This is a genomic window from Aquimarina sp. (assembly GCF_977115655.1).
Window position 1 is genome coordinate 1 of record NZ_CDSBKO010000018.1, and the last position, 22445, is coordinate 22445.

At 33.0% G+C, this 22445-nt stretch carries 17 protein-coding genes; 9 read left to right on the forward strand and 8 right to left on the reverse strand.

Going from position 1 to position 22445, the window contains the following annotated elements:
- Positions 1 to 66 precede the first annotated feature (66 nt).
- Both ACZIYX_RS09520 and ACZIYX_RS09525 read right to left on the reverse strand, forming a co-directional pair.
- Positions 67 to 1602 carry an amidohydrolase family protein gene (locus ACZIYX_RS09520; protein WP_462681993.1) on the reverse strand — a complete coding sequence of 512 codons (1536 nt, stop codon included), beginning with the start codon at positions 1600 to 1602 and terminating at the stop codon, positions 67 to 69.
- Between the two features lie 209 nt (positions 1603 to 1811).
- A complete protein-coding gene (locus tag ACZIYX_RS09525; protein WP_462681994.1) occupies positions 1812 to 2168 on the reverse strand; it encodes a hypothetical protein in 357 nt (118 codons plus the stop codon).
- Positions 2169 to 2670: 502 nt separating this feature from the next.
- On the opposite strand from ACZIYX_RS09525, the gene ACZIYX_RS09530 reads away from it, so the two are divergent.
- On the forward strand, positions 2671 to 3126 hold the full coding sequence (locus tag ACZIYX_RS09530; protein ID WP_462681995.1) for a GNAT family N-acetyltransferase: 456 nt from the start codon (positions 2671 to 2673) through the stop codon (positions 3124 to 3126).
- Between the two features lie 419 nt (positions 3127 to 3545).
- Here the strand turns inward: ACZIYX_RS09530 and ACZIYX_RS09535 are convergent, their stop codons facing one another.
- The 4 genes from ACZIYX_RS09535 to ACZIYX_RS09550 form a co-directional block, all read right to left on the reverse strand.
- On the reverse strand, positions 3546 to 4250 hold the full coding sequence (locus ACZIYX_RS09535; RefSeq protein ID WP_462681996.1) for a hypothetical protein: 705 nt from the start codon (positions 4248 to 4250) through the stop codon (positions 3546 to 3548).
- A 500-nt stretch (positions 4251 to 4750) separates the two neighbouring features.
- Complete coding sequence (locus tag ACZIYX_RS09540; protein ID WP_462681997.1) at positions 4751 to 6292, reverse strand: acyl-CoA carboxylase subunit beta; 1542 nt, start codon at positions 6290 to 6292, stop codon at positions 4751 to 4753.
- 5 nt (positions 6293 to 6297) lie between these two features.
- The gene (accC, locus tag ACZIYX_RS09545) at positions 6298 to 7740 is read right to left on the reverse strand and encodes an acetyl-CoA carboxylase biotin carboxylase subunit (RefSeq protein WP_462681998.1); all 1443 of its coding nucleotides are present in this window, start codon (positions 7738 to 7740) and stop codon (positions 6298 to 6300) included.
- A 122-nt stretch (positions 7741 to 7862) separates the two neighbouring features.
- Positions 7863 to 8348, reverse strand: coding sequence for an acyl-CoA carboxylase biotin carboxyl carrier protein subunit (locus tag ACZIYX_RS09550; protein WP_462681999.1), 486 nt, complete (start codon positions 8346 to 8348; stop codon positions 7863 to 7865).
- Positions 8349 to 8559: 211 nt separating this feature from the next.
- On the opposite strand from ACZIYX_RS09550, the gene ACZIYX_RS09555 reads away from it, so the two are divergent.
- The 3 genes from ACZIYX_RS09555 to ACZIYX_RS09565 all read left to right on the forward strand — a co-directional run bounded on the left by ACZIYX_RS09555 (position 8560) and on the right by ACZIYX_RS09565 (position 11170).
- Entirely contained in the window at positions 8560 to 9159 is a 600-nt protein-coding gene (locus tag ACZIYX_RS09555) for a LysE family translocator (protein WP_462682000.1), read from the forward strand.
- Between the two features lie 58 nt (positions 9160 to 9217).
- Positions 9218 to 9718: a DUF1761 domain-containing protein gene (locus ACZIYX_RS09560; protein WP_462682001.1), complete on the forward strand. Its 501-nt coding sequence runs from the start codon at positions 9218 to 9220 to the stop codon at positions 9716 to 9718.
- Positions 9719 to 10144: 426 nt separating this feature from the next.
- A complete protein-coding gene (locus ACZIYX_RS09565; RefSeq protein WP_462682002.1) occupies positions 10145 to 11170 on the forward strand; it encodes a hypothetical protein in 1026 nt (341 codons plus the stop codon).
- Positions 11171 to 11252: 82 nt separating this feature from the next.
- Here ACZIYX_RS09565 and ACZIYX_RS09570 read toward each other — a convergent pair whose 3' ends face one another.
- Both ACZIYX_RS09570 and ACZIYX_RS09575 read right to left on the reverse strand, forming a co-directional pair.
- Positions 11253 to 12269 carry a metal-dependent hydrolase gene (locus ACZIYX_RS09570; protein WP_462682003.1) on the reverse strand — a complete coding sequence of 339 codons (1017 nt, stop codon included), beginning with the start codon at positions 12267 to 12269 and terminating at the stop codon, positions 11253 to 11255.
- Entirely contained in the window at positions 12269 to 13459 is a 1191-nt protein-coding gene (locus ACZIYX_RS09575) for a hypothetical protein (RefSeq protein WP_462682004.1), read from the reverse strand. The genes ACZIYX_RS09570 and ACZIYX_RS09575 overlap by 1 nt, the downstream gene beginning before the upstream one ends.
- A 237-nt stretch (positions 13460 to 13696) precedes the next feature.
- On the opposite strand from ACZIYX_RS09575, the gene ACZIYX_RS09580 reads away from it, so the two are divergent.
- The 5 genes from ACZIYX_RS09580 to ACZIYX_RS09600 all read left to right on the forward strand — a co-directional run bounded on the left by ACZIYX_RS09580 (position 13697) and on the right by ACZIYX_RS09600 (position 22444).
- On the forward strand, positions 13697 to 14101 hold the full coding sequence (locus ACZIYX_RS09580; protein WP_462682005.1) for a response regulator: 405 nt from the start codon (positions 13697 to 13699) through the stop codon (positions 14099 to 14101).
- 365 nt (positions 14102 to 14466) lie between these two features.
- Entirely contained in the window at positions 14467 to 14895 is a 429-nt protein-coding gene (locus ACZIYX_RS09585; RefSeq protein WP_462682006.1) for a response regulator, read from the forward strand.
- 153 nt (positions 14896 to 15048) lie between these two features.
- The gene (locus ACZIYX_RS09590) at positions 15049 to 17721 is read left to right on the forward strand and encodes a TonB-dependent receptor (protein ID WP_462682007.1); all 2673 of its coding nucleotides are present in this window, start codon (positions 15049 to 15051) and stop codon (positions 17719 to 17721) included.
- The gene (locus ACZIYX_RS09595; RefSeq protein ID WP_462682008.1) at positions 17718 to 19526 is read left to right on the forward strand and encodes a YfiR/HmsC family protein; all 1809 of its coding nucleotides are present in this window, start codon (positions 17718 to 17720) and stop codon (positions 19524 to 19526) included. Before ACZIYX_RS09590 ends, ACZIYX_RS09595 begins: the two co-directional genes overlap by 4 nt.
- 389 nt (positions 19527 to 19915) lie before the next feature.
- Positions 19916 to 22444, forward strand: coding sequence for a TonB-dependent receptor (locus ACZIYX_RS09600; RefSeq protein WP_462682009.1), 2529 nt, complete (start codon positions 19916 to 19918; stop codon positions 22442 to 22444).
- Position 22445 lies beyond the last annotated feature (1 nt).

A 22445-nucleotide genomic window follows, 5' to 3' on the forward strand; every position in this document is an offset into this window, starting at 1 on the left:
GTGGTGTGAGAGCCTCAACACGGTAAATTAATTTACCGTGTCGGGCTACTCGATTGTATGTAGTTATTATTTCCACATTGAAATATCTATTGTTCTGATTTTATCGTTACTTTTTTTTATTTCCGTAAGTAGCTTTGCTCTACTTTCTTTTTCAAGATAAAATGAATTAAAAAACACCATTTCTATAGATTTAGTATTTTTGATATCCTCCAAAGGATTTTTATTTAATAAAAGTAAATCTGCATCGAACCCTTGCTGTATAATTCCATTTGTTTTATTAGCCCAATTTGCAGGGCTTATAGTTGCAGTGTAAAGTGCCTCCGCATTAGTAAATCCATTTTCAACTAGAGTTTGAAGTTCATCATGCAAGGAGAATCCTGCTACAACTCCTGTAGCATTTGCATCTGTTCCAGCAAGGATTGTTGTTCCATTTTTATGAAGTGCTTTCGTAACAATTTGAATTCCTTTTAGCCAAGTATTAACAAGATTAATATAATCTTCCCTCCATTCTGGATCATTTAAAGTCTCTAAATCTTCATACTCATTATGATTTGGAAACCAACCTTTAAACATTAAAAAACTGAGTATTTTGCCTTCAGAAATGGTTGGATTTGCGTATTCAATTTCTATTGTTTTTATAAAGTTTTCTGTATCGAACTTTTGAGAAGGAACACTCTCCATTAGCCAAATAGTTGTCGAAACCGCGATATTATTCTCTCTTAATCTTATGGCTACTGAATCTGCATGCTTTTGCATATAAGCAATGTATTCGTCAAAATTATTATAAGTCAGTCCTCCAAAATCATTTTCCATCCGTCTAGCAATTTCTTCTATATGGGCAAGTTCTGATATACCAGAAGCATAAATTTCTTCAAAACTAATTTCCAATGGTAGATGCCCCATTACAATCATATTCTCACTTTTGGCTTCTTTAAGAATAGCATCAAAAATCTGCTTATTGAGATAACTTCCTATTTTGATTGCATCAAAACCTTTACTTTTTATTTTTTGAATCCAAGGTCTAACATCATTTACCGAAGTGATATTGATATCCCACCAGGCGTATTTTCTCAACCATTGTAATAACCCTTCTTGACTATTTAATTTCTGAGATGCAACAAATAGTTTTGGACTTATAGCTCCATTTTGTTGTTCAGCTCTCCATTCTAAATGAATATCACTTCCAAACATCTCCCAAACCGTTGTAACACCATTAGCTAGATATAAATAGAGATCATTTTTGCTGTGTTTTAAGTGTACGTGTGTGTCTGTTAAACTAGGAATTAAATACTTTCCTTTCCCATCAATATAGGTTATAGATTTATCCAAAACATTAATAGAGTCAATACTTTGAATCACTCCATTTCTTAATATTATTTGTTGATTAGCAATAAAATCGTTACCCTCTTGATTTAGAATATTAACATTCTTAATACCAATAGTGTTGTAGTCCGTAAAAAAAGGTTTTGGGTCGATAATTTCTGTATATCCTCCCAATCTTTTTCTCATTAACTCCTTGGTTATAATAAAAGCCAATGAAGGGAATAGTACTAATAAAGTGATTATTACTATAAACAGCTTCTTCTTTCTTTTGAATTTCATTGAGAATCTTTAATTACATACAACAATAAAGTATGTGTACCGGTACACATATTTCTATTATGTTTATTTACAAATCTATGATATTTCTAATGGATTTAAAATTATTAATAGCTATACGACGTATATATTTCATTTTATAAGCAATAACCAATAGCAAAGGGCATTTCGTTGCGGTAGATAAAAGCGGTAATTGGTTTTCTATATATTTTTTATGGCAGCAAAGCTTTTAGATCTCTTATTACACTAATATTATGTCTAAGACTCGCAAATAATACAAATAGAATAATTATAGCTACTATAAACCCTAGTAAAATGCCATTATTACTACCAGACATCTTTTTAGAGGTCTTTAAATACGCTTTGGATATTTTTTTGGTATAATTAGATACCAAAGCAAAAGCAGGAGCAAAGATCAATACCACAATTAGCATATCTATTAATACTAAAATATACCCTTGTTGGTCGATATATTTTTTTACATACTTTATGATAAATTCATTAATTAACGTAGCAGATAAAACAGCAACGGTATAGATAGCATATTTGGTAATTTTTCGATTGTTCATAGTCAGGGTAACTATTATTATTTAGCAGGGTTAATGATGGCAGCAAGTTAAAATCTTACAAGGTATTTTCAAAATCAATACTTGCTTTCATAGTTCGTTATAAAACGTAAATGCATATCTGTACATATCCTTTGTATGTAATGCAAACAGGGCAGTACGTATTTCTGCTTTACTACAACAAGAATAGAATCATCGGGAACTAAAAATCTTTATAGATGTTTACAGGGTAAACACATTTAAAAAAACTATTTCTACTTTAAAGGAAAAAAAGCTGAATTTATATAGGTTTGATCTCGTTTTTTGGATTGAAAAATAGATTCCAGCCTACGCTGGAATGAAAAATCCCACAAAAAAACAAACAAAAACAATCTTCTTAACATATATTGATCTTAAATGTGTTTGCCCTGAGATGTTTATCTTTCATACAACTATTTGAATTCTATAATGTAAATTGGAGATATTATTTTTCAGATCTTTGGTAGTAAAAAAAAAGAATATAAAAATGATGATCAGAGAAGCAGTTATAAAAGATATCCCGCAAATGCACATAGTAAGAACTTCGGTTACCGAAAATACGTTATCTAATCCCGATTTGGTTACAGAAGCAGATTATAAAGAATTTATAACGGTTCGTGGTAAGGGATGGGTTTGTTTAGAAAATAATCTTGTAACAGGATTTTCTATAGTGGATCTTAAAAACAATAATGTATGGGCATTGTTTATAGCTCCTAAATTTGAAAAACAGGGAATAGGCAGAAAGCTGCATGATATTCTTTTAGATTGGTATTTTACACAAACAAAAGAGACTATTTGGTTAGGGACAACCCCAAGAACCAGGGCAGAATTGTTTTATAGAAAAGCCGGTTGGGAAGAAGCCGGAATCCATGAAATAGAAGAAATAAAGTTTGAAATGACATATAAAAATTGGACAAAAAGGTTATCCGGGCATGTAAAATAAGAACATCGGTTACTATAGGTTAAAATATCCTTGCCCCGGCACTAAAAAACGTTTCCCGTAAGTATCATACCCTTTCCCGGTGCTAAAATATGCTTCCCGTAGGTGCTATACCCTTTCCCGGCACTAAAATATGCTTCCCGTAAATGGTTTGCCCTTTCCCGGCAGTAGGATGACCTCTCCCGTAAGTAGTTTACCCTCTCCCGCAGGTAGTTTACCCTTTCCCGTCAGGTTGGTATACAGTCCCGGCGCTTCTTTTATGTTTCCCTGCCGCCGGGACGAGTGTACATGCGGCAAGGGAGCAAATAAAGAGCGCCGGGAGTTGCTAAAGTATAGCGGTACAATAAAGAATACCATCAGGAATGATTGTTAACCAACCGGTACCTCCTTAACCAGTATATCTTTTATATAGTGTACTGCGGTTATTTCTTGTTATACCTGCTGATATATCCTCTATAGCGCACAGGATCTTTTTTAAACACATATTTGCCTGCTTCCCGAACTTCGTCTGTAGCTTCTTTTAGATGTGTAAAAGCTTTGTCCCGCATTACTTTTGCTTTTGAGTTTTCCAGAGTAGCACCATTGGCTTTAGCAAGCATTTCTGCCAGATTATTCGATAATTCGGCAGCAATATTCAGGTTTTTCATTTTAAATTTTGCGGCGATAAGCTCTTCGGTATTACTTTTTCCTAAAACGCTAAGATCACTAAGATCCTGTATCATATCTGCATCTCCGTTACCGTTATAAATTTCTTTAACCCGCCCCAAAAGATCCTTGCGTTTTCTAAATGCATATCTAAAATCATCGAGTAAATCATCTCTAAGCTCATAAGCTTTGGGGGATTCTTCTTTCCAGATTTTGTTAGCTTCTTCCTGGCTATAACGTTCTTTTACCCATAACGATTGTGCATGGCGCAATGCTCCTGCGCGCACAGGGATATCCACAACAAACTGCTCCCAATCCACCCCAGAGCTTTTAAGCAGGGCTTCTTTATCTGCCTCTGCCCAGATGTACAGGTCTTCGGCTTCTTGTAATGCGTTGTCCACAGGTATGTTAGGGGCTTTTACATCGTTTGTTGCTATGGCATCCAGTACCATAAACTTGTGGTCATAATTTTGTTTTGACATACAATAAATAATTAAAGATTAATACTAGGTTTTGCCCGTTTTACGGTGTAAATCGGGTATAAAAGACAACGAATCTTTATGGGGTGTCGAGAAGTACGTTTATCTTGTAATAGGACACAAGGATACAACATAGTAGTTTCGTTTTTTGATACTTCGGAAATTATTTTTGATTTTTATGGAAATAAAAAAGATGACTAAGGTAAAATGAAGGGGTTTTGCAGGGTAGAAGGAGGGGTGAGGAGAAAGATTATGGAATAAATAACTACTGACAGGTGTTGGTGTACTACCTGAATAAAATTTTTAGTAGATATCTAAAGAGGGCAAGGGGTCTGATTTAAAGTTTTTACATCAGTAAGGGGAGTTTTTGACAGGAAATACTACTTTGTAAATCTAAAGGATACATGCTATACCGTGAAAACAAAAAAACAGTTACAAATCTATGTTTATAACTGTTTTTTTTTTGAAGTGTTTTTAAGTGCAACAACACTTGTTTTTATTTTTTATAAAGGGATATTGCCATGCTTTCTGTCTGGTCGGTTAACCGTTTTGTTTTCTAGCATGCTAAATCCTTTTATTAGTTTTTTGCGGGTATCTTTTGGCAAAATTACTTCGTCTATAAACCCGCGTTGTGCTGCACGGTATGGGTTCGCAAATTTTTCGGCATATTCTGCTTCTTTTTCTGCCAGTTTGGCTTCGGGATCTGGTGCTGCTTGTATTTCTCTTCTAAAAATAATTTCACTGGCTCCTTTGGCACCCATTACGGCAATCTCTGCAGATGGCCATGCAAAGTTAAGATCTGCCCCAATATGCTTAGAGTTCATTACATCATAAGCGCCGCCATAGGCTTTACGGGTTATTACAGTTACTTTGGGCACTGTGGCTTCACTTAATGCGTATAAAAGTTTGGCGCCGTGCACTATGATACCGTTCCATTCCTGATCGGTACCCGGTAAAAATCCCGGTACATCTACCAATACTAATAGCGGGATATTAAAACAATCGCAGAAACGTGTAAACCGGGCTGCTTTTTTAGAGCTGTTTACATCTAATACCCCTGCCAAAAATTGTGGTTGATTGGCTACGATCCCGATGCTTCTTCCGCCCAGACGGGCAAAACCCACAATAATATTTTCGGCATAATCTTTATGAATTTCATAAAAAGAACCAGTATCGATAATACCCCCGATCACCTCGTGCATATCATACGGTTTATTGGGGTTATCGGGTACTATAGAGGATAAGGATTCTCTTATTTCATCCTGCAAGGCGTATTCTAATTTTTTAGGAAGCTCTTTATTGCTTTGTGGCAGGTAGCTTAGTAGTTTTTTAATATCCTCCAGACATTCTACATCATTAGCAGAGGTTATATGTGCTACCCCTGATTTTGTAGAGTGTGTGCTTGCTCCTCCCAGCTCTTCAGAAGTTACCTCTTCGTTAGTTACTGTTTTTACCACATTAGGACCAGTTACAAACATATAACTGGTTTGTTCTACCATCATTGTAAAATCGGTCATAGCAGGGGAGTACACGGCGCCACCGGCACAAGGTCCCATAATGGCAGAAATCTGGGGGATAACTCCGGATGCTTGTACATTTTTATAAAATATATCGGCATACCCGCCCAAAGACCGGACTCCTTCCTGGATTCTTGCTCCGCCAGAGTCATTAAGACCAATGATTGGCGCACCTACTTGTACTGCCATATCCATTACTTTACAAATCTTTTCGGCATGGGTTTCAGACAAAGCACCTCCAAAAACGGTAAAGTCTTGTGCAAAGATATAGATCAATCTTCCGTTTACGGTACCATATCCCGTAACGACACCATCCCCGTAATAAATTTCTTTATCCATGTCAAAATCGGTAGTACGGTGGGTTACCAAAATACCAATTTCTTCAAACGATCCTTCGTCTACTAAATATTCTACACGTTCTCGTGCGGTTAATTTTTTCTTTTGATGCTGTTTTTGAATACGTTTTTCTCCACCACCTAATTTTGCCTGCGCAATTTTATCTTGTAACATTTTAATTTTTGATTCCATAATACTTATAGTGTTGGTATGCGTACTGTTTTTTGATCTTCGATGTATTGTTGTAAAGCAATTAACGCTGCTATTTTTGCTTCTTGCTCTGTTGCAGATTTCAGGATATCGGGGGTATAGTGTTTTTTTACAAAATGGGTATCAAAATTTCCGGATCGAAATGCTTCATGCTCGCATACAAATTTACCAAATGGCAATGTGGTTTGTACTCCTTCTACAATATAGCCGTCGATAGCCTGTATCATTAATTGTATGGCTTCTTCTCTGGTTTTTCCGAAGGTAATTAGTTTCGATAACATTGGATCATAATAGATAGGAATATCCATGCCTTGTTCAAACCCGTTGTCTACCCGGATTCCTTTTCCTTCAGGAATTTTATAGGTATCCAGATGTCCTACACTTGGTAAAAAATCATTTAAAGGATCTTCGGCATATACACGCAGTTCTAAAGCGTGTCCTTGTATATGTAGATCTTTTTGTTGTATTGGCAGTTTTTCTCCTCTGGCAACTTTTATTTGTAGTTCTACCAAATCTGTTCCTGTTATAAGTTCGGTAACAGGATGTTCTACTTGTAGTCTGGTATTCATTTCGAGAAAGTAGAAGTTATGCTTTTCATCTAAAAGAAATTCTACGGTTCCTGCTCCCAGATAATCGCATGCTTTGGCTACTTTTACGGCTGCTTCTCCCATTTTGGTACGTAGTTCTGGGGTAAGTACCGCAGACGGGGCTTCTTCTACTACTTTTTGGTGTCGCCGTTGTACACTGCATTCTCTTTCAAAAAGGTGTATTACATTACCATGGCTATCTGCCATTACCTGTATTTCGATATGGCGGGGGGATGCCACATATTTTTCAATAAATACAGATCCGTCTCCAAATGCTGAAGTGGCTTCGCTAATGGCACGGTTCATTTGGGACTCTAGTTCTTTTTCTTCATTTACCACCCGCATTCCTTTTCCGCCACCTCCTGCAGAGGCTTTGATTAAAATAGGATATCCTATTTTTGTGGCAATGGATTTTGCTTTGGCAACATCGGTAATGGCTTCGTCGATACCAGGAACCATAGGGATATCGTAGGCTTTAACAGCTTCTTTTGCGGCTAATTTGCTGCCCATTACTTGTATGGCTTTGGATTTTGGACCAATAAAAATAATATTGTTTTTTTCTACCTCTTCTGCAAAGTCTGCATTTTCACTTAAAAATCCATATCCCGGGTGTATGGCATCTACTTGTAATTGTTTTGCAATTTCAATGATTTTAGATCCTAATAAATAGGATTGATTAGAAGGGGCTTCGCCTACACATACAGCTTCGTCAGCAAATTTTACATGTGGTGCATTTCTATCTATGGTAGAGTAAATAGCAACGGTTTTGATTCCCATTTTACGAGCAGTTGTCATTACCCGAATCGCTATTTCACCTCTGTTAGCAACTAATATTTTTTTCATCTGTTTGTTTTTTGTTCTTGTACCCCTTAATTATACTTTAACTTGGTAGGGTACAGGTGTAGAATTTGCTAATTACTATTTTAACTTAAAACCAATGGCGTTATAACATGCCTAATCAGCGTTTATTCGAATTCGATTAACAATTGTCCTTTGTCTACAGCATCTCCTTTGGTTGCCGAAATGGCTTTAATAACCCCATTTCTGGGTGAAAGGATAAGGTTTTCCATTTTCATGGCTTCCAGAATAAGTAAAGGGTCATCTTCGTTAACTTCTTGCCCGACTTTTACTTGTATGTCTAGCAGTAAACCGGGCATAGGGGCTTTAATAGCATTTATTTGTTTTGAAGAACCTACAGAAAATCCCATTTCTGCAATCCTAATATCCAGATTATTAGCTATTGAAACCTGATAGGTGGTATTGTTAACTTTTATTGAATATTTTTTGGAAGTGAAATCTGATTGTGCAATCTCTGCATGATAAGATTTGTTGTCGTAGAGTATATGGTAAGAGGTATCTGAGTTTTTTATAGAATTTATTTCTGAAATATCCTGATCTGTAAGGTCAAACTCAAAAGCTTTATCAACTCCAACTTTGTATGTATTATGCATAATGTGTGAATATTTGATATGCAAGATATAAATAGATATTAAAAAGTACCAAAGATTAAGTAGAAGTTTATTTCTTAAATTTATGGGCTATCACTTTAATACATCTTAAAATGTATTAAAGCGATATAGTCTGGTTATTTATATATTTGATAATTCTGTTTAGGTTGTAAACATAAAAGGTGAATAGTATAAAAGTGTTAAAAGGGGGTTGATGTATTTATTAGAAGGATATGCTATAGGATTAGGAATGATTATTTTTATAGGTCCTGTTTTCTTTTTGTTATTAAACAGTAGTATTCAGTATGGCTCTAAAGCAGGAGTTGCAGTAGCTTTAGGTATAGTTTTTAGCGATATAGTTTGTGTGGGATTATGTTACTTTGGTTTGTCCTCTTTTATAATAGAGCCACAACATCAATTCTGGATAGGGAGTATTGGTAGTATTTTACTTTTTGGGATAGGAATTAGTTATGTATTAAAAAAAGCTCGCCCAACGATACTATTTTCTATCGAGCCTAAAAGGCTTTCTGGTTTTTTCTTAAAAGGATTTGGTATTAATTTTTTTAATCCTTTTGTGTTTGTTGTTTGGATCGGAGTGTATAATTATGGAAAGTATGCATATCCCGAAGATAGGGTGTTACTAGTTTTTATTAGTGCGGTTCTGGCAGGTATATTAACAACAGATCTTTTGAAAGTGTTTTTGTCCAAAAAGGTTAAGAGGTTTATTTCTGCACAAAGGCTATCCTTGGTTTTTAAAATTACAGGGGGTGTTTTAATAGTGTTCTCTTTACGGTTATTGTATTTTGTTTGGTAAAAATAAGGCAATATTATTTTTAGTTATATTTGGGTAACAACTTTAAATACAGATCAATATGGAATTTAACTTTTTAATTACAGCACTTGCAGCATTAATACCCATGGTATTGGGGTTTATTTGGTATAACCCAAAAGTTTTTGGTACTGTCTGGATGAATGCCTGTGGGTTTACTCCAGAAGATTTAAAAGGAGGGAACATGCCTTTGATTTTTATTCTGGCGTATGTTTTTAGCTTTTTTTTGGCATTTATACTAAACACTTTTGTGATTCACCAGTTTGGCTTTTTTTCCAGCATGATGAATGAACCCGGATTAACAGAGGCGGGAACAGAAGTTTACGAATATGCACAGGATTACATGACAAAGTATGGTAATAATTTTAGAACTTTTGGTCATGGTGCTTTGCATGGTGCAATGTCTGGGTTGCTTTTTGTATTGCCAGTATTGGGTACCAATGCTTTATTTGAAAAGAAAGGTTTTAAATATATTGCTGTTAATGTTGGATATTGGATAGTATGTTTAGCATTAATGGGAGGGGTTATTTGCCAGTTTGCTTAAAGAAAATATAGACCTCATAAGTTTTTATCTTGTGAGGTTTTTTATTTCTGAAGTTTTTGAACCTATCTCGATTCTCATTTTTACATTCTATACGATTAATTACCCTGACAAGAGGGATTTTGAAAATTGATTAGTAACAGAAAAAGAGTTGGCAGGATACTTTAAGTAAGAAATCGGTCTAAGAACTCGTTTAAACTTTTTTGCTTTAATCAAAAAAGTTTAAACGAGTTCAATATAAAAAAATAAAGAGACTTTTTTTGTTAAAAACGGGCTCATAAAATCATAGGTTTATTACATATAGCTATAATGTGTACTCTCACTTGTTAAAACCAAAATTTCATAAAAAAAAATGATGTACCCTGTTTTCAGGGTAGTAACTCATAAAAGTTTAATTTAATTTTACTCAAAATTTTAAATCCAACTTTTATGAGAACACAACCATTTATTTTTACATGCATCTTTTTATTTTTTTTGACAACTTCTTGTAGTGATGATTTTGTAGATGAAATTTCTACTGCTTCAGAAACGGAAGAGGTAGAAGATACTTCGTCTTTTATTGAAGATTATTCACATCTGGCTCCCACAAGTAAAAAATTCACTTTTCTGCCAAATTTAGTTTCTTTTAAAGCTTCGGGGCTGTATCCGGAAGGAATAGAATTTGATTTCAGGAGGAATCGTTTTTATGTAAGTTCACTTAGCCGTGGCACTATCGGAATTGTTACAAACGATGGAGTGTATACTCCTTTTATAGAAGATGAAATTTTAACGAATACTGTAGGTATTCATATTGATAATATAAGAGACAGGATTTATGTTGCTATTGCCAGTTTTTTTGAAAGAAAAGGGGGGATTGCAGGATATGATCTCAAAACAGGAAAACGGGTTTTATATGTTGATTTGGTAGATGTTCTGCCTAATGCAAATATTTTCCCTAATGATTTGATTACAGATTTTATGGGGAATATATATGTTACCGATACAGCATCCTCTGTACTCTATAAAATAAATACAAAAGGGAAAGCTTCTGTATTTTTGCAAGACGAAAGGTTAAAACCATCTGCTGGTTTTGGAATTAACGGAATAACCTACCATCCACTAGGCTTTTTATTGGTAGCAAGCAGTGATCCTAAATTGTTTAAAGTGCCTGTTAATAATCCAAAGTCTTTTAAGGTTATCGATCTGCCGGTAGGAGGTCTTGATGGAATACAGATTGTTGATTTTAATACCATATATAGCGTGAGTAATTTTGCTAATGTGGTTAAATTTGAAAGCAAGGATATTTGGGAAACTATAGAATTGACAGATTCTTATCCTGTACAGGGAAGTTCTCCTACTACACTAGCTAATGCGTATTTTAAAACTGTTTACGTAATAAATAGCTCATTGAGTGATTTTTTTGGAGGTACAACTCCTGCTATAGAAACGTTTACTATAGAGAAGGTAGTTTTTTAAAGAAATATAAAAAAGCAATACTTCATAGGGGGCAATCTCTATGGAGTATTAAAAATTTTAAAACCATTTTTATTGCCAGAAATCAAGATTTATTGCCTAAAACCCTAGTGAAAAGTTTTTTTAATAGGGGAGAAGCTTCTTCCACATTTCTTCCCCGTTCTTTAGCTTCAAGAATTTTTTTATCATTATAAAATAGTTCATAACTAAAAACAAACCTACTGGCTTCGTTGCCTATTCCTAATTGTCCAAACCTTAAATCATTAAAAAACAATTTTCCATCGGGACTTTTTTCTATGGTATACCAACCTTCAGATAATGTAATTAGTCTGGGTAGCAGAGGATCGTTTTTCATATCTCCAAGAAGGTGGTGGTTTTTGGGAAATTTAGCAAAAGTAACCACAGGGTCTTTGTCTAGTAATGAATAGTAACCGATCAAAAAAGAATCTTTAGTTTCTATATTGGCAGACCACAAAATACTGTTTAAGGGGGTAGGTTTGGTTTGTATTTCTTTATAGCTTATATGTTGATTATCTAAATTTGTTTGAAATACACCGTATGTATACCATTTTAACCCCAATGTTATAATCATATATGTGCTACTAATATATAACCCAATAGTATTAAAAGTTTTTCTTTTGGGATGTGTGCGTTTATAAAACATTGCTAAAATCACAAAAACCAAGAACGGTAATGTATACAATGGATCTACAACAAAGATGTTTTTAAAAGAGACTTTGTATGTAAAAGGCCAAAATAGCTGTGTTCCCCAAGTGGTAAATGCATCAAGAACAGGGTGGGTAAAAAGCCCCAGGAACATAAGTTTGGTCCAATCTTTCCAATTAGCTTCTTTATTGTTATAAATTTTTGCAATTCCCCATCCTAATACAGGAGCGGCAAGAACACAAAACAGGATGGAGTGCGAAAACCCTCTGTGTAATTCGTTTGCAGTAACATTATCTACAAAAAACTTGGATAATACATCCAAATCGGGGATAGTACCTGCAATAGCACCCCAAAGTAAAGCCTTGTTACCAACCTTTCTGCCCAAAGCAGCTTCTCCTACGGCTGCCCCTAATACAATTTGAGTTAATGAATCCATTATTTTGATAATAGCTTAAAAGGGTTTCTTATTTCATGCTCACTAGGCGAAATTAACTCTACCAATGGTTTTAAAAGGGTATTAGAAATAGAGTTTCCATGTTTTACATACAGTTTCATATCCACAGGTACAGCACCTACACAACTCTTTATAGTTTCAGCGGTTCTTCCCAACCTAAGCTCATCTGCCTTTTTTGAAATAGCCAAAATAACATAATCATATAACATTTTTTGGTAGACAGCATATTCTGTATTATAGCTATAATCAATACCAATATGATTTGCTTCTACTATATTGTTATGTATAAAAGAAGTAGCAAACCCTACTAATTTATGCTCCAAAAAATAGCCGGTAAATATAAAAGAATTTCTTAGTTCTTTTTTTAAACTTTTAAAAGTAGAAGCATTTAATTTTCCTATTTTAAAATCTGCTTTTTCAATAACAGATAAATAAAGAGTGTTGATTTCATTTTTATAGACATCAATATCCATAGCAGTAAAATCTTTTGTAGTGATGTTTTCTGATCTTTTTAAAACATTTTTTGCACGGGATCTGAATTTTGTTCTAAGATCAGCCAGATAACTTTCAAAAGTATTCCAGGAAGGATGTATTTTTAAAACCATATTAGGGTCAATATTAAACTCTCTGAAATTATATTTTTTAATATGATCTGTTTGATCAAAAGATGCAGGCCAAAATTCTTTTAATAATATAAAAGATGGTTTATTCGAGCTTTCAGATTTTCGTATTTCGTTTAAAGCATTCAATAAACCGTCCAATATTATTTCTGGGGACACAAAATCAGAATTGTATACATAGCCATGCTCACCACAGGAAAATAAGTTTCCACAAATTAAAACCCCAACTTCGGTGTTTTTAAATAAAGTATTTTTGATAGTATCGCTTATTTTACACGGGAACCCTTGAAAATTTAATTTCTCGGGATTAAATTTTATAAGCTGTGTTGCTGCAAATCCAACAGGGGTCTCTTCATCATAAAAAAGAATATATCTAAAACGAATAGTTTCAGAAAGAGTGTATTCTAGTGCTTTTAAATAAGAAAGGGAAAGGAAAATGTTTTTTTTGGGGTTTGGCAAGCTCCAGTTAATAATAGGGATGTCATCGATATTATTATAAAAAACATATCGAAGAGATACGTTTTTGTATTTGCTTTTTGATTTATGAGTCATATATCCCTAGCTGAAATTTTCAGACAGACGAGGCCTGATGCGCTCCAAATTTACATTTATTTTTTAGAGTCTTTCTTAAAAGGACTTCAAAAACCATAATTTGATACAAATATTTGTAATCTAAAACATTTTAACAGGGAATTTATGTTTTTGAACGAAAACAGTTTCATAAAATTTGGTTTTGTGATTGTAATTTGGATTAAGTTTATTTAATTTGATTGTAATTGGGAATTTATAATGAATATATTGGTTGACTGTGTCTTATTAATAGATGATGATAAGGCTACTAATTTCTTTAACAAAAGAGTTGTAATAAAACACGAAGGATTTAGAGAAGTAAATACTGTACAAAGCGGTATGGCGGCTCTTGAATATCTTATCTGTGTAGGAAATGACAAAGCAACAAAACCAAATCTTATTTTTTTGGATATCAATATGCCGGCAATGAATGGCTGGGAGTTTTTAACTGAGTTTTCTAAGCTGGATAACAAAATAACAGAAGATATTAAGGTTATTTTGTTGTCTACATCTTCTAACCCCGATGATGTTAAAGCCTCTTCTAAGAATCACTCGGTTGATGATTTTATTAACAAACCATTATCCCTGGATTTGTTAGATAATGTATTAGAAAATCATTTTTAAAAATTGTTTTATTTAGTACATAATATTTTTTGAATAACATAAGGTCTATGAATTAAAAATTTACTTTGTTTTTTTGACGGTTAAATTACTTCGGTGTCTTTTTGTCGGATATTTATATGTTTTAGCATAAAACAATACTCTGTTTTTTAAACATTTTATTGTAATGTTAATTTTTTAAATTGTTTTGCTATAGATGTATAGTAAACAAAACATCCTTCCTTTATAAAAAAAGAAAAAGAACTGGATATTATGTCAGAATTGCAAGTTTTATACTAATCTGTAGACTTATAAAAAGATTTGGAACGATTTTGGTGATTACAAACAAAATGTGTTTTGGGAATCTGATTGTAAAAAAATATATAAAGATGGGAAAAATAAAACGGTTTCTTCTGGTAGATGATAATAATGCTACTAATTTTTTTAATAAAACAATAATCAAAAAAACGGAGTGTGTAGAGGAGGTATTGGTTGCAAAAAATGGTAAGGAGGCACTAGACTATTTAAAATCAGGGGTAATTCCAGAAATACTTTTTTTGGATATTAATATGCCGGTTATGGGGGGATGGGAGTTTTTGGAAGAATTTCAAAAACTGGACAACGACTTAAAAAAATCTGTCATTATTATTTTAATGATTGGTACAAAGCTTAATAAAGAAGAAGTTGAAAAAGCAAAAAGTTTTTCTGAAGTCAAGGAATTTCAGGATAAAATGCTAACAAAAGATGTTGTTTGTGATATAGTAGCCAAATATTATGGCAATATAAACTCTAAGATATGTAACGATTTGATATCATAAAAGCAAAAGCGATGGTTTTGTAATACAATTATTTATGATAGTTTTGAAAAAATATATAAGGTAACCTTTTAAAATATAAATATCATTAAAATTAAGATAAAAAAGAACCCTCAAAGTTTATCAAAATACTATAAAAAGCATAGTATTTTTTTATTGTTTTTTTGTATTGCTTTTGGGGCCTTTTCTCAATCAAGAGCAATTATAACGGGTAATGTTTCTGATCAATTTGGTAATTTGCCCGGGGCAAAAGTTTTTATTGAGGGTACAGACAAAAATACAACTACCAATATTAATGGTAATTATAGTTTTGATGCAGATGAGGGGGAGTATATCATTACATCAGGATTTGTTATGTATACATCTGTTTCTAAATCGATAACAGTAAAAGCAGGAGATACAGTAAAAGTTGATTTTATTCTAGAAACAGGGTTTTCTATAGACCAACCAATTTCGTTGGGATCAAGAGCTAAACCGAAATCGCTTTTAAAAAATACAGCAGCAGTAGATATTATATCCCCACAACAATTAACGAACTCCCCTCAGGTAGAATTGTCTCATATCTTACATTACCTCATGCCATCCTTTCATTCTACAAATCAAACCATAGCAGACGGTACAGATCATATTGATCCGGCAACCGTTAGAGGACTAGGACCAGATCAAGTGTTGGTATTGATTAATGGTAAACGAAGGCACAATAGCTCGTTATTAAATGTTAATGGTACCGTTGGCAAAGGGTCTGTAGGTACAGATTTTAATGCAATACCCATAGCTTCTGTAGAACGTATCGAAATATTGCGGGATGGGGCTACCTCACAATATGGTTCTGATGCAATAGCCGGTGTAATTAATATTATATTAAAAAAACAGGTAGAAATTATTCAAGTCGATAACAGGGTTGGTATAAATACAAAAGGAGATGGACTTCATCTGTATTCTTCGGCAAATTTTGGACTAAAAATAGGAGAAGAAGGATACATTAATGTTACCGCAGAATACAGGGACAGAGAATCTGTTAACAGAGCAGGGGATTATACAGGTACTGTATACACAAATGATATTGCTAATGATAAGGTATTAATAGATCAAAATGATTTTTTTTCTCAAAATGCGTATTCTGGTAAGCAGGTAATGGAAATTGGTAGTGCAGAGACACAAAATCTTGCATTATCTTTTAATGGAGAAATATCCATGTCAGATTATGCAACATTTTATATGCATGGTGGCAGAAATTATAGAGAAGGCAAGTCTAAAGGGTTTTATCGTTTTCCAAAAAATCAGGGCAGAGTAGTTTTGGAACTGTTTCCTAATGGTTTTTCTCCAGAAATTCTTACCGATATTCAAGATGATGCAATAACAGGAGGAATAAGAGGGATAAAAAATAATTGGGACGTAGATTTCAGCCATTCTATAGGGGTAAATAGATTGGACTATACCGTAAATAATTCTAATAATGCATCTATGGGAGGGATTTCGCCCAGAACTTTTTATGCAGGAGGTTTTTTATATAAACAAAATACCACTAATCTTGATATATCAAGAACATTTGATTGGTTTAGTGGGGTAAATATAGCTTTTGGAGCAGAATTAAGAGTAGAAAACTATCAAATTATAGCAGGAGAAGAAGCATCGTATATTAACGGGGGGAACACTTATACCAATACCCTGGGAATAGAATTGCCAAGAATAGTTGGGGCACAGGTTTTTCCGGGATTTCAACCCGAAAATGAGTTAAATCGTTTTAGGACCAACAGCTCAGGATATATGGATGTTGAAGTAAATTTGACCAATAAATTATTGGTAAGAACAGCTGCCAGATACGAAGCCTATAATGATTTTGGAGGCCAGGCTATTTGGAAACTATCGGGAAGATACAGAGTTAAAGATGCTATTAGTGTTAGAGCGGGATATTCTACAGGGTTTAGAGCACCATCCCTTCATCAGGTGTTTTTTCAAAACATAAGCACACAATTTATTAATGGAGAGAGCATGCAGGTTGGTACCTTTAATAATGAAAGTGCTGTTACGGCAGAAGCCTTTGATATAGGAAAACTAAAACCAGAATTATCCAGTCATTTAAGTGCAGGAATAAGCGGAAAATTATATAAGAATATTACCTTTAGTTTTGATTATTATTCAATCAATATCAAAAACAGGATTGTATTATCTGGTAGGTTTGCAAATGGTTATGAGGATATATTAAAACCTTTTGATGTTGGTGCAGCTCAGTTTTTTACCAATGCTATAGATTCCCGAACTTCTGGTTTAGATATGTCATTATTTTATAAAACTATGCTGGGAGAAGGAAAATTTAATGCATCTATAGGCGCTAATTTGACAAAAACAAAGGTAAAAGGACCGATTAAGGTATCTAAGGCATTAGCAGGACAAGAAGAAGTGCTTTTTAATAGAGAAGAAATAGCAAGAGTAGAATCTGCTCAGCCAGATTATAAAGTAAATTCCTTACTATCTTATGAGTTAGACAGGTTTAGGTTTCAATTAATAAATTCGCTCTTTGGAAAAGTGAAATTTGTGCACCCCAATGATGGAAACCCTGCTAATTGGGTAGTGAATGATTTTACAGGAGTACCAGAGACCAGAGATCAGACATTTTCTCCTAAAATAGTAACAAATACGGCAATCTCGTATCAAATTAGTGACTTTATAAAATGTACGATTGGGGGTAATAATATCTTTAATGTATATCCGGATAAACATACACATTCTGCAAATACAGAAGAAGGTAATTTTAGGTATAGCAGACGAGTACAACAGTTTGGGGTTAATGGATCTAATTATTATTTACGATTATTACTTAGGTTATGATATGTAGACATCAAAATTTATCCATCTTACATTCTAATTTTATTTTAATTTTTCTATGTTTTATCACTTTGTTTCCTGTTTTTAAAATAGAAGCTCAAGAGATAGAAAATGAAGAGGTAAAAAGATTACAACGAGCTATATTCATCTTTAATTTTGCGCAACAGGTAGGTTGGCAGAACCTGCAAAAAGATCAGGATTTTAAAATAGGGGTTTTGGGTCCGGATGAAACCATATCAGATCTTTTTACCATGGCAGAAAAACGTAAAATACAGGATAAAAATGTCAAGATAGTTAGGTTTCAGTTTATTAAAGATGTAAAAGATATTCAACTGTTATATGTAAATCATAAATATAATTATGATATGCATTATATTTTAAGTAAAATTTCGGGAAAAGATATACTATTGGTTAGTGAGGATTATAATTTTAATGCCTCAATGATCAATATGGTTAATGTAGGAGACTCTTTTGAATATGAAATAAATACAAACCGGATGTATAAAGAAGGATTTGTTTTTACACCCTCATTAAAAAAATATGCCATCACTTCTTCAGAAAAATGGAAGCGTTTATATCGCAAAACAGAAAGAGTACTGGATGAAGTAATAGAAGATAAAAAAAAACAGGATATCGTTATAAAAGACAAAGATGACCAAATACAATATCAAAAAAACAGAATAAGAGATCACCAAAAAGAAATATTTATCAAAGAAGGAGAAATTGAAAAATTATATACCCAAAGTGAAATACAACTAAAAAAGTATGAAGAAAAGATTGAAATAGAGCGGGAATTAGAAAAAAATATTCAAGAACAAGTAAGTTTTATAAAAAACCAGAACGAAAAAATACAGCAAAGTAACGAGGAAATTAAGAGACAAAAAGATTTTTTAATACAACAAATAGATAAAATCAAAAAACAAGAAGCAATACTCGATCAACAAGCAAACAAAATTAGCTTGCAAAAAAAAATAAATATGCTGCTTATTGTTTTGATCCTTTTGGCAATTGGAGTTAGTTTTTTTATATACAGAGGATATATAGAAAAGAAAAAATTTAATGAAAAATTAGAAAACAAAAATCAAGCTATACATACACAATCCTTAGAACTGGAAATTAAAAATAAAGAATTAGAACAATTTGCATATATAGCTAGTCATGATCTTCAGGAGCCTTTAAATACGATATCCAGTTTTATAGGGATGCTGGAAGAAGATTATGGAAAAAACTTTGATGATGTAGGCAAAGAGAGTATGACTTATATAAAAGATGCGAGCATACGCATGAAAAAACTAATTGATGCTTTGTTAGAATACTCCAGATTAGGCAGGAGCAGAGATTATCAAAATGTAGATTGTAACCTAATCTTAACAGAACTAAAAAATGATTTAAGAAATACCTTACAAAAAACAAAAGCACAAATTACTATAGAAAAATTACCAGTCATTAAGGGGTCAGAAATAGAACTTCGCTTATTGTTTCAAAACCTTATTAGTAATGGAATAAAATTTAGGGCACCGAATACCATACCAATAATAAATATATCCTCTGCACAGATAAATGATCCAGAAAACCTATCTAAAGGAGTTTGGCAATTTAGGATAAAAGATAACGGTATAGGAATACCAAAAGAACATCAGGAGCGTATATTTGCTATTTTTCAAAGGTTGCACTCCAGAGAAGAGTATGAGGGTACAGGCATTGGTTTGGCGCACTGTAAAAAAATAGTCGAAGCTCATGGTGGTAAAATTTGGTTAGAATCTAAACAAGGATCAGGAAGCACTTTCTATTTTACAATTCCTGTTTAAAAGAAATAGAATATTTAGTACAGTAGTAAATTATTGGTTATTAATATTTTATAATACAACTAGAGCATATTCCCAGAAACATGCCTCAGCTAGCTCCGAGGTTATGGATTTAATATTTTTTTAACGTACTATAAAAAATCCCTGAAAACCGTGGTTTTTTTGAAAACATTCCAAGGTATTTTTGGATCATATTAAATAGTATGGTATATCATCATATAAAAAATGAAGGCTTGCTTATAATGGCATAAATAGATACTTGTACAAGTAAAACTATACATGTGCGTGCTAGTAAAAATGTAGCATATCCTTAATTTTATTGATGGTATATCTGAAATGTAAATAGTGTTAAGAAGTTTTATTAAAAGTATTTTATTTTTTTGGATATCACGTTGAAAAAGAATAATGTAGTAGGTTTTTTATTAGGAAAATATAGTTATGCAATCCTAAGAATACTGTGTTTCACTTTTTTATTTTGCTTCGTAACTATTGCATCTGGTCAGGATTTAAGCCAAATAGGAAAAGCAAAATTATTTAAGTTAACAGGTGGTATGGCAGCAAATGCAATCTTTTATGATGGACAATCTAACAGAGAGCCTTTTACATATTTTCTGACAGGAAATGTTAATCTGAATATTAGTGGGGTATATAATATTCCTGTTTCCTTTTCTTATTCTAACCAAAAGTTTCAAAGTAGTAATCCTTTTTCTTTTAACAGGTTGAGTATACATCCATCTTATAAATGGGTAACGACACATATTGGAGATGTAAGTATGACATTTTCTCCATATACTTTAAATGCTCATCAATTTACTGGTTTTGGTGTAGATTTTACTCCGGAGGGACCTTTTAAGATTAGCGCAATGTATGGTAGATTACTTAAGGAATCAGAATATAATCCAGACGATCCTCAATCCCAACCTGCATATAAAAGAATGGGATACGGCTTTAAAGTTTCTTATGATTTTGAAAAGGTTTTCATCGGGGCGATCTTCTTCAAAGCCTCTGATGATAAAAACTCTGTCAGGAACCCTTTTCCAATAGAATTAGAATTACAGCCAAAAGAAAATGTAGTGGTAAGTTTTGAAGGAAAAGTAAAACTTTTTGATAAAGGAGAAATTCATGCCGAGGTAGCTTCATCTGCAATAACAGAGAACACAAACTCTGAAGATAAAAAAGAAGGTTCTTTTTTGTTGTCAACATTGCTTGAAAATAATTCTACTACCCAAAATTATAAAGCATATAATATTGATTTTTCTTATCCTGTAGGACATGGTACAGTGGGTGTCGGGTATGAATATATAGATCCGGAATACAGAACATTAGGAGCCTATTTTTTTAATAATGATCTGGAAAACATAACTCTTAATGCCAGTCAAAATTTGTTTGGGGATAAAATTAGCATTGCTTTTAATGCTGGTTTACAGAGAGATGATTTGGAGAACAAAAAAAGCACACAACTACAACGAGTAGTAAGTGCCATAAATGTAAACTATAATGCATCAGAAAAACTAAGTGTAACAGGGGGGTATTCTAATTTTCAATCATTTACCAATATCAAGAATCAATTTGATTATATCAACGAAGTTTCTCTTTCGGATAACCTGGATACACTGGATTTTCAGCAAATATCCCAGAATGCTAATCTTAATGCCAATTACATATTAAAAGATACAGAAACACAAAACCGAAATCTTGGTATTGGATTGTCTTTTCAAAACGCAACAAACAAACAAGACGGGCATACTATAGAAAATGGGGAGTCTAACTTCTATAATGGAAATATGTCATATACATTAGGTTATCCATTAATTGATCTGAATATTTCTGCTTCGGTAAATGCAAGTTATAGTACAATTGGGGTAGATAACAGTTTGACATACGGTCCTATGGTATCGGTGAATAAAAAATATTTTGATAAAAAATTGCGAGTGACTGGCTCGGTTAGCTATAATCAGAGTAGAAATAATGGAGAGAAACAAGGAGAAGTTACTAATATAAGAGTTGGTGGTAACTATACATATCGTAAGAAACATAACTTTAACCTTAATGCATTATCCCAATTTAGAAGTGCTACAACATCTAGTACAGATCTAACAGTAACTTTTGGTTATAACTATACTTTTGATAAGTTCAAACCTAAATTAAAACTCCTAAAAAAGCATAAAAAAGAAAAGAAGAAAAGGCCAAAAAAAGGAAGAAAATTCAGAAGTGATGAGATTTTAGAATTCAGGTATAGAGATTCGTTATACCAAGGTACAATGGATCAAATTGATGGGCAATTGGCAGATCTTCAAAAGCATTCTCACTTTGATCATATTCCTGAGTATAAAAAACAAGAGCTTACTATATTACGTCTGGCAGTTGCAGACGAAAGAAAAGCAAAAGAATATAAGCCAAAAGCCATTGTTTTTCTGAAAGAGTTATATAGTTATGAGGATTTTCTTGCAGGGTATAATCAGTTGGTTTTTGAAATGCTTACAGAGTTAAGAAAAGATATGTTGCGTTTGGATTATGCCTTTGAAAAAGGTTTTGTAAGAGCTAAAATAGCAGTGGATAATCATAGTTTACATAATAAAACTGTGGAAGAGCGTGTACAAGCTCATGAAGCTTTGAAAAAGAAATATGCAGAGTTAGAGCAAAATTCAAAGAATGCGTTAGCCAGATTGATAGGACATCGATGGACGCTTCCGATTATTCAAAGCTATACCACCATAGATAAAGTTGAAAACCCCGATGAATTTCTTAGAGAAATAATGGAGCAAGAAAAAGATAATATTTTCCGTATGATGGATAAACAAGAAGGTAAACAAAAAATCGAACTATATATGATTACCCAAATCATCGATTTTTACCTGAAAAAATCTCTTAACTATACAAGTCCAGATAAATTTGATTTAAAATATATTGAAAAAAACTAAT

What these genes read in the sequence shown, in the direction of transcription:
- ACZIYX_RS09565 (WP_462682002.1), top strand. Translation starts at nt 10,145, where the DNA reads ATGAGAACACAACCATTTATTTTTACATGCATCTTTTTATTTTTTTTG.
- ACZIYX_RS09550 (WP_462681999.1), bottom strand. Translation starts at nt 8,348, where the DNA reads ATGCATAATACATACAAAGTTGGAGTTGATAAAGCTTTTGAGTTTGAC.
- ACZIYX_RS09540 (WP_462681997.1), bottom strand. Translation starts at nt 6,292, where the DNA reads ATGGAATCAAAAATTAAAATGTTACAAGATAAAATTGCGCAGGCAAAA.
- ACZIYX_RS09520 (WP_462681993.1), bottom strand. Translation starts at nt 1,602, where the DNA reads ATGAAATTCAAAAGAAAGAAGAAGCTGTTTATAGTAATAATCACTTTA.
- ACZIYX_RS09555 (WP_462682000.1), top strand. Translation starts at nt 8,560, where the DNA reads ATGTATTTATTAGAAGGATATGCTATAGGATTAGGAATGATTATTTTT.
- ACZIYX_RS09525 (WP_462681994.1), bottom strand. Translation starts at nt 2,168, where the DNA reads ATGAACAATCGAAAAATTACCAAATATGCTATCTATACCGTTGCTGTT.
- ACZIYX_RS09595 (WP_462682008.1), top strand. Translation starts at nt 17,718, where the DNA reads ATGATATGTAGACATCAAAATTTATCCATCTTACATTCTAATTTTATT.
- ACZIYX_RS09535 (WP_462681996.1), bottom strand. Translation starts at nt 4,250, where the DNA reads ATGTCAAAACAAAATTATGACCACAAGTTTATGGTACTGGATGCCATA.
- ACZIYX_RS09585 (WP_462682006.1), top strand. Translation starts at nt 14,467, where the DNA reads ATGGGAAAAATAAAACGGTTTCTTCTGGTAGATGATAATAATGCTACT.
- ACZIYX_RS09570 (WP_462682003.1), bottom strand. Translation starts at nt 12,269, where the DNA reads ATGGATTCATTAACTCAAATTGTATTAGGGGCAGCCGTAGGAGAAGCT.
- ACZIYX_RS09530 (WP_462681995.1), top strand. Translation starts at nt 2,671, where the DNA reads ATGATGATCAGAGAAGCAGTTATAAAAGATATCCCGCAAATGCACATA.
- ACZIYX_RS09560 (WP_462682001.1), top strand. Translation starts at nt 9,218, where the DNA reads ATGGAATTTAACTTTTTAATTACAGCACTTGCAGCATTAATACCCATG.
- ACZIYX_RS09575 (WP_462682004.1), bottom strand. Translation starts at nt 13,459, where the DNA reads ATGACTCATAAATCAAAAAGCAAATACAAAAACGTATCTCTTCGATAT.
- accC (WP_462681998.1), bottom strand. Translation starts at nt 7,740, where the DNA reads ATGAAAAAAATATTAGTTGCTAACAGAGGTGAAATAGCGATTCGGGTA.
- ACZIYX_RS09580 (WP_462682005.1), top strand. Translation starts at nt 13,697, where the DNA reads ATGAATATATTGGTTGACTGTGTCTTATTAATAGATGATGATAAGGCT.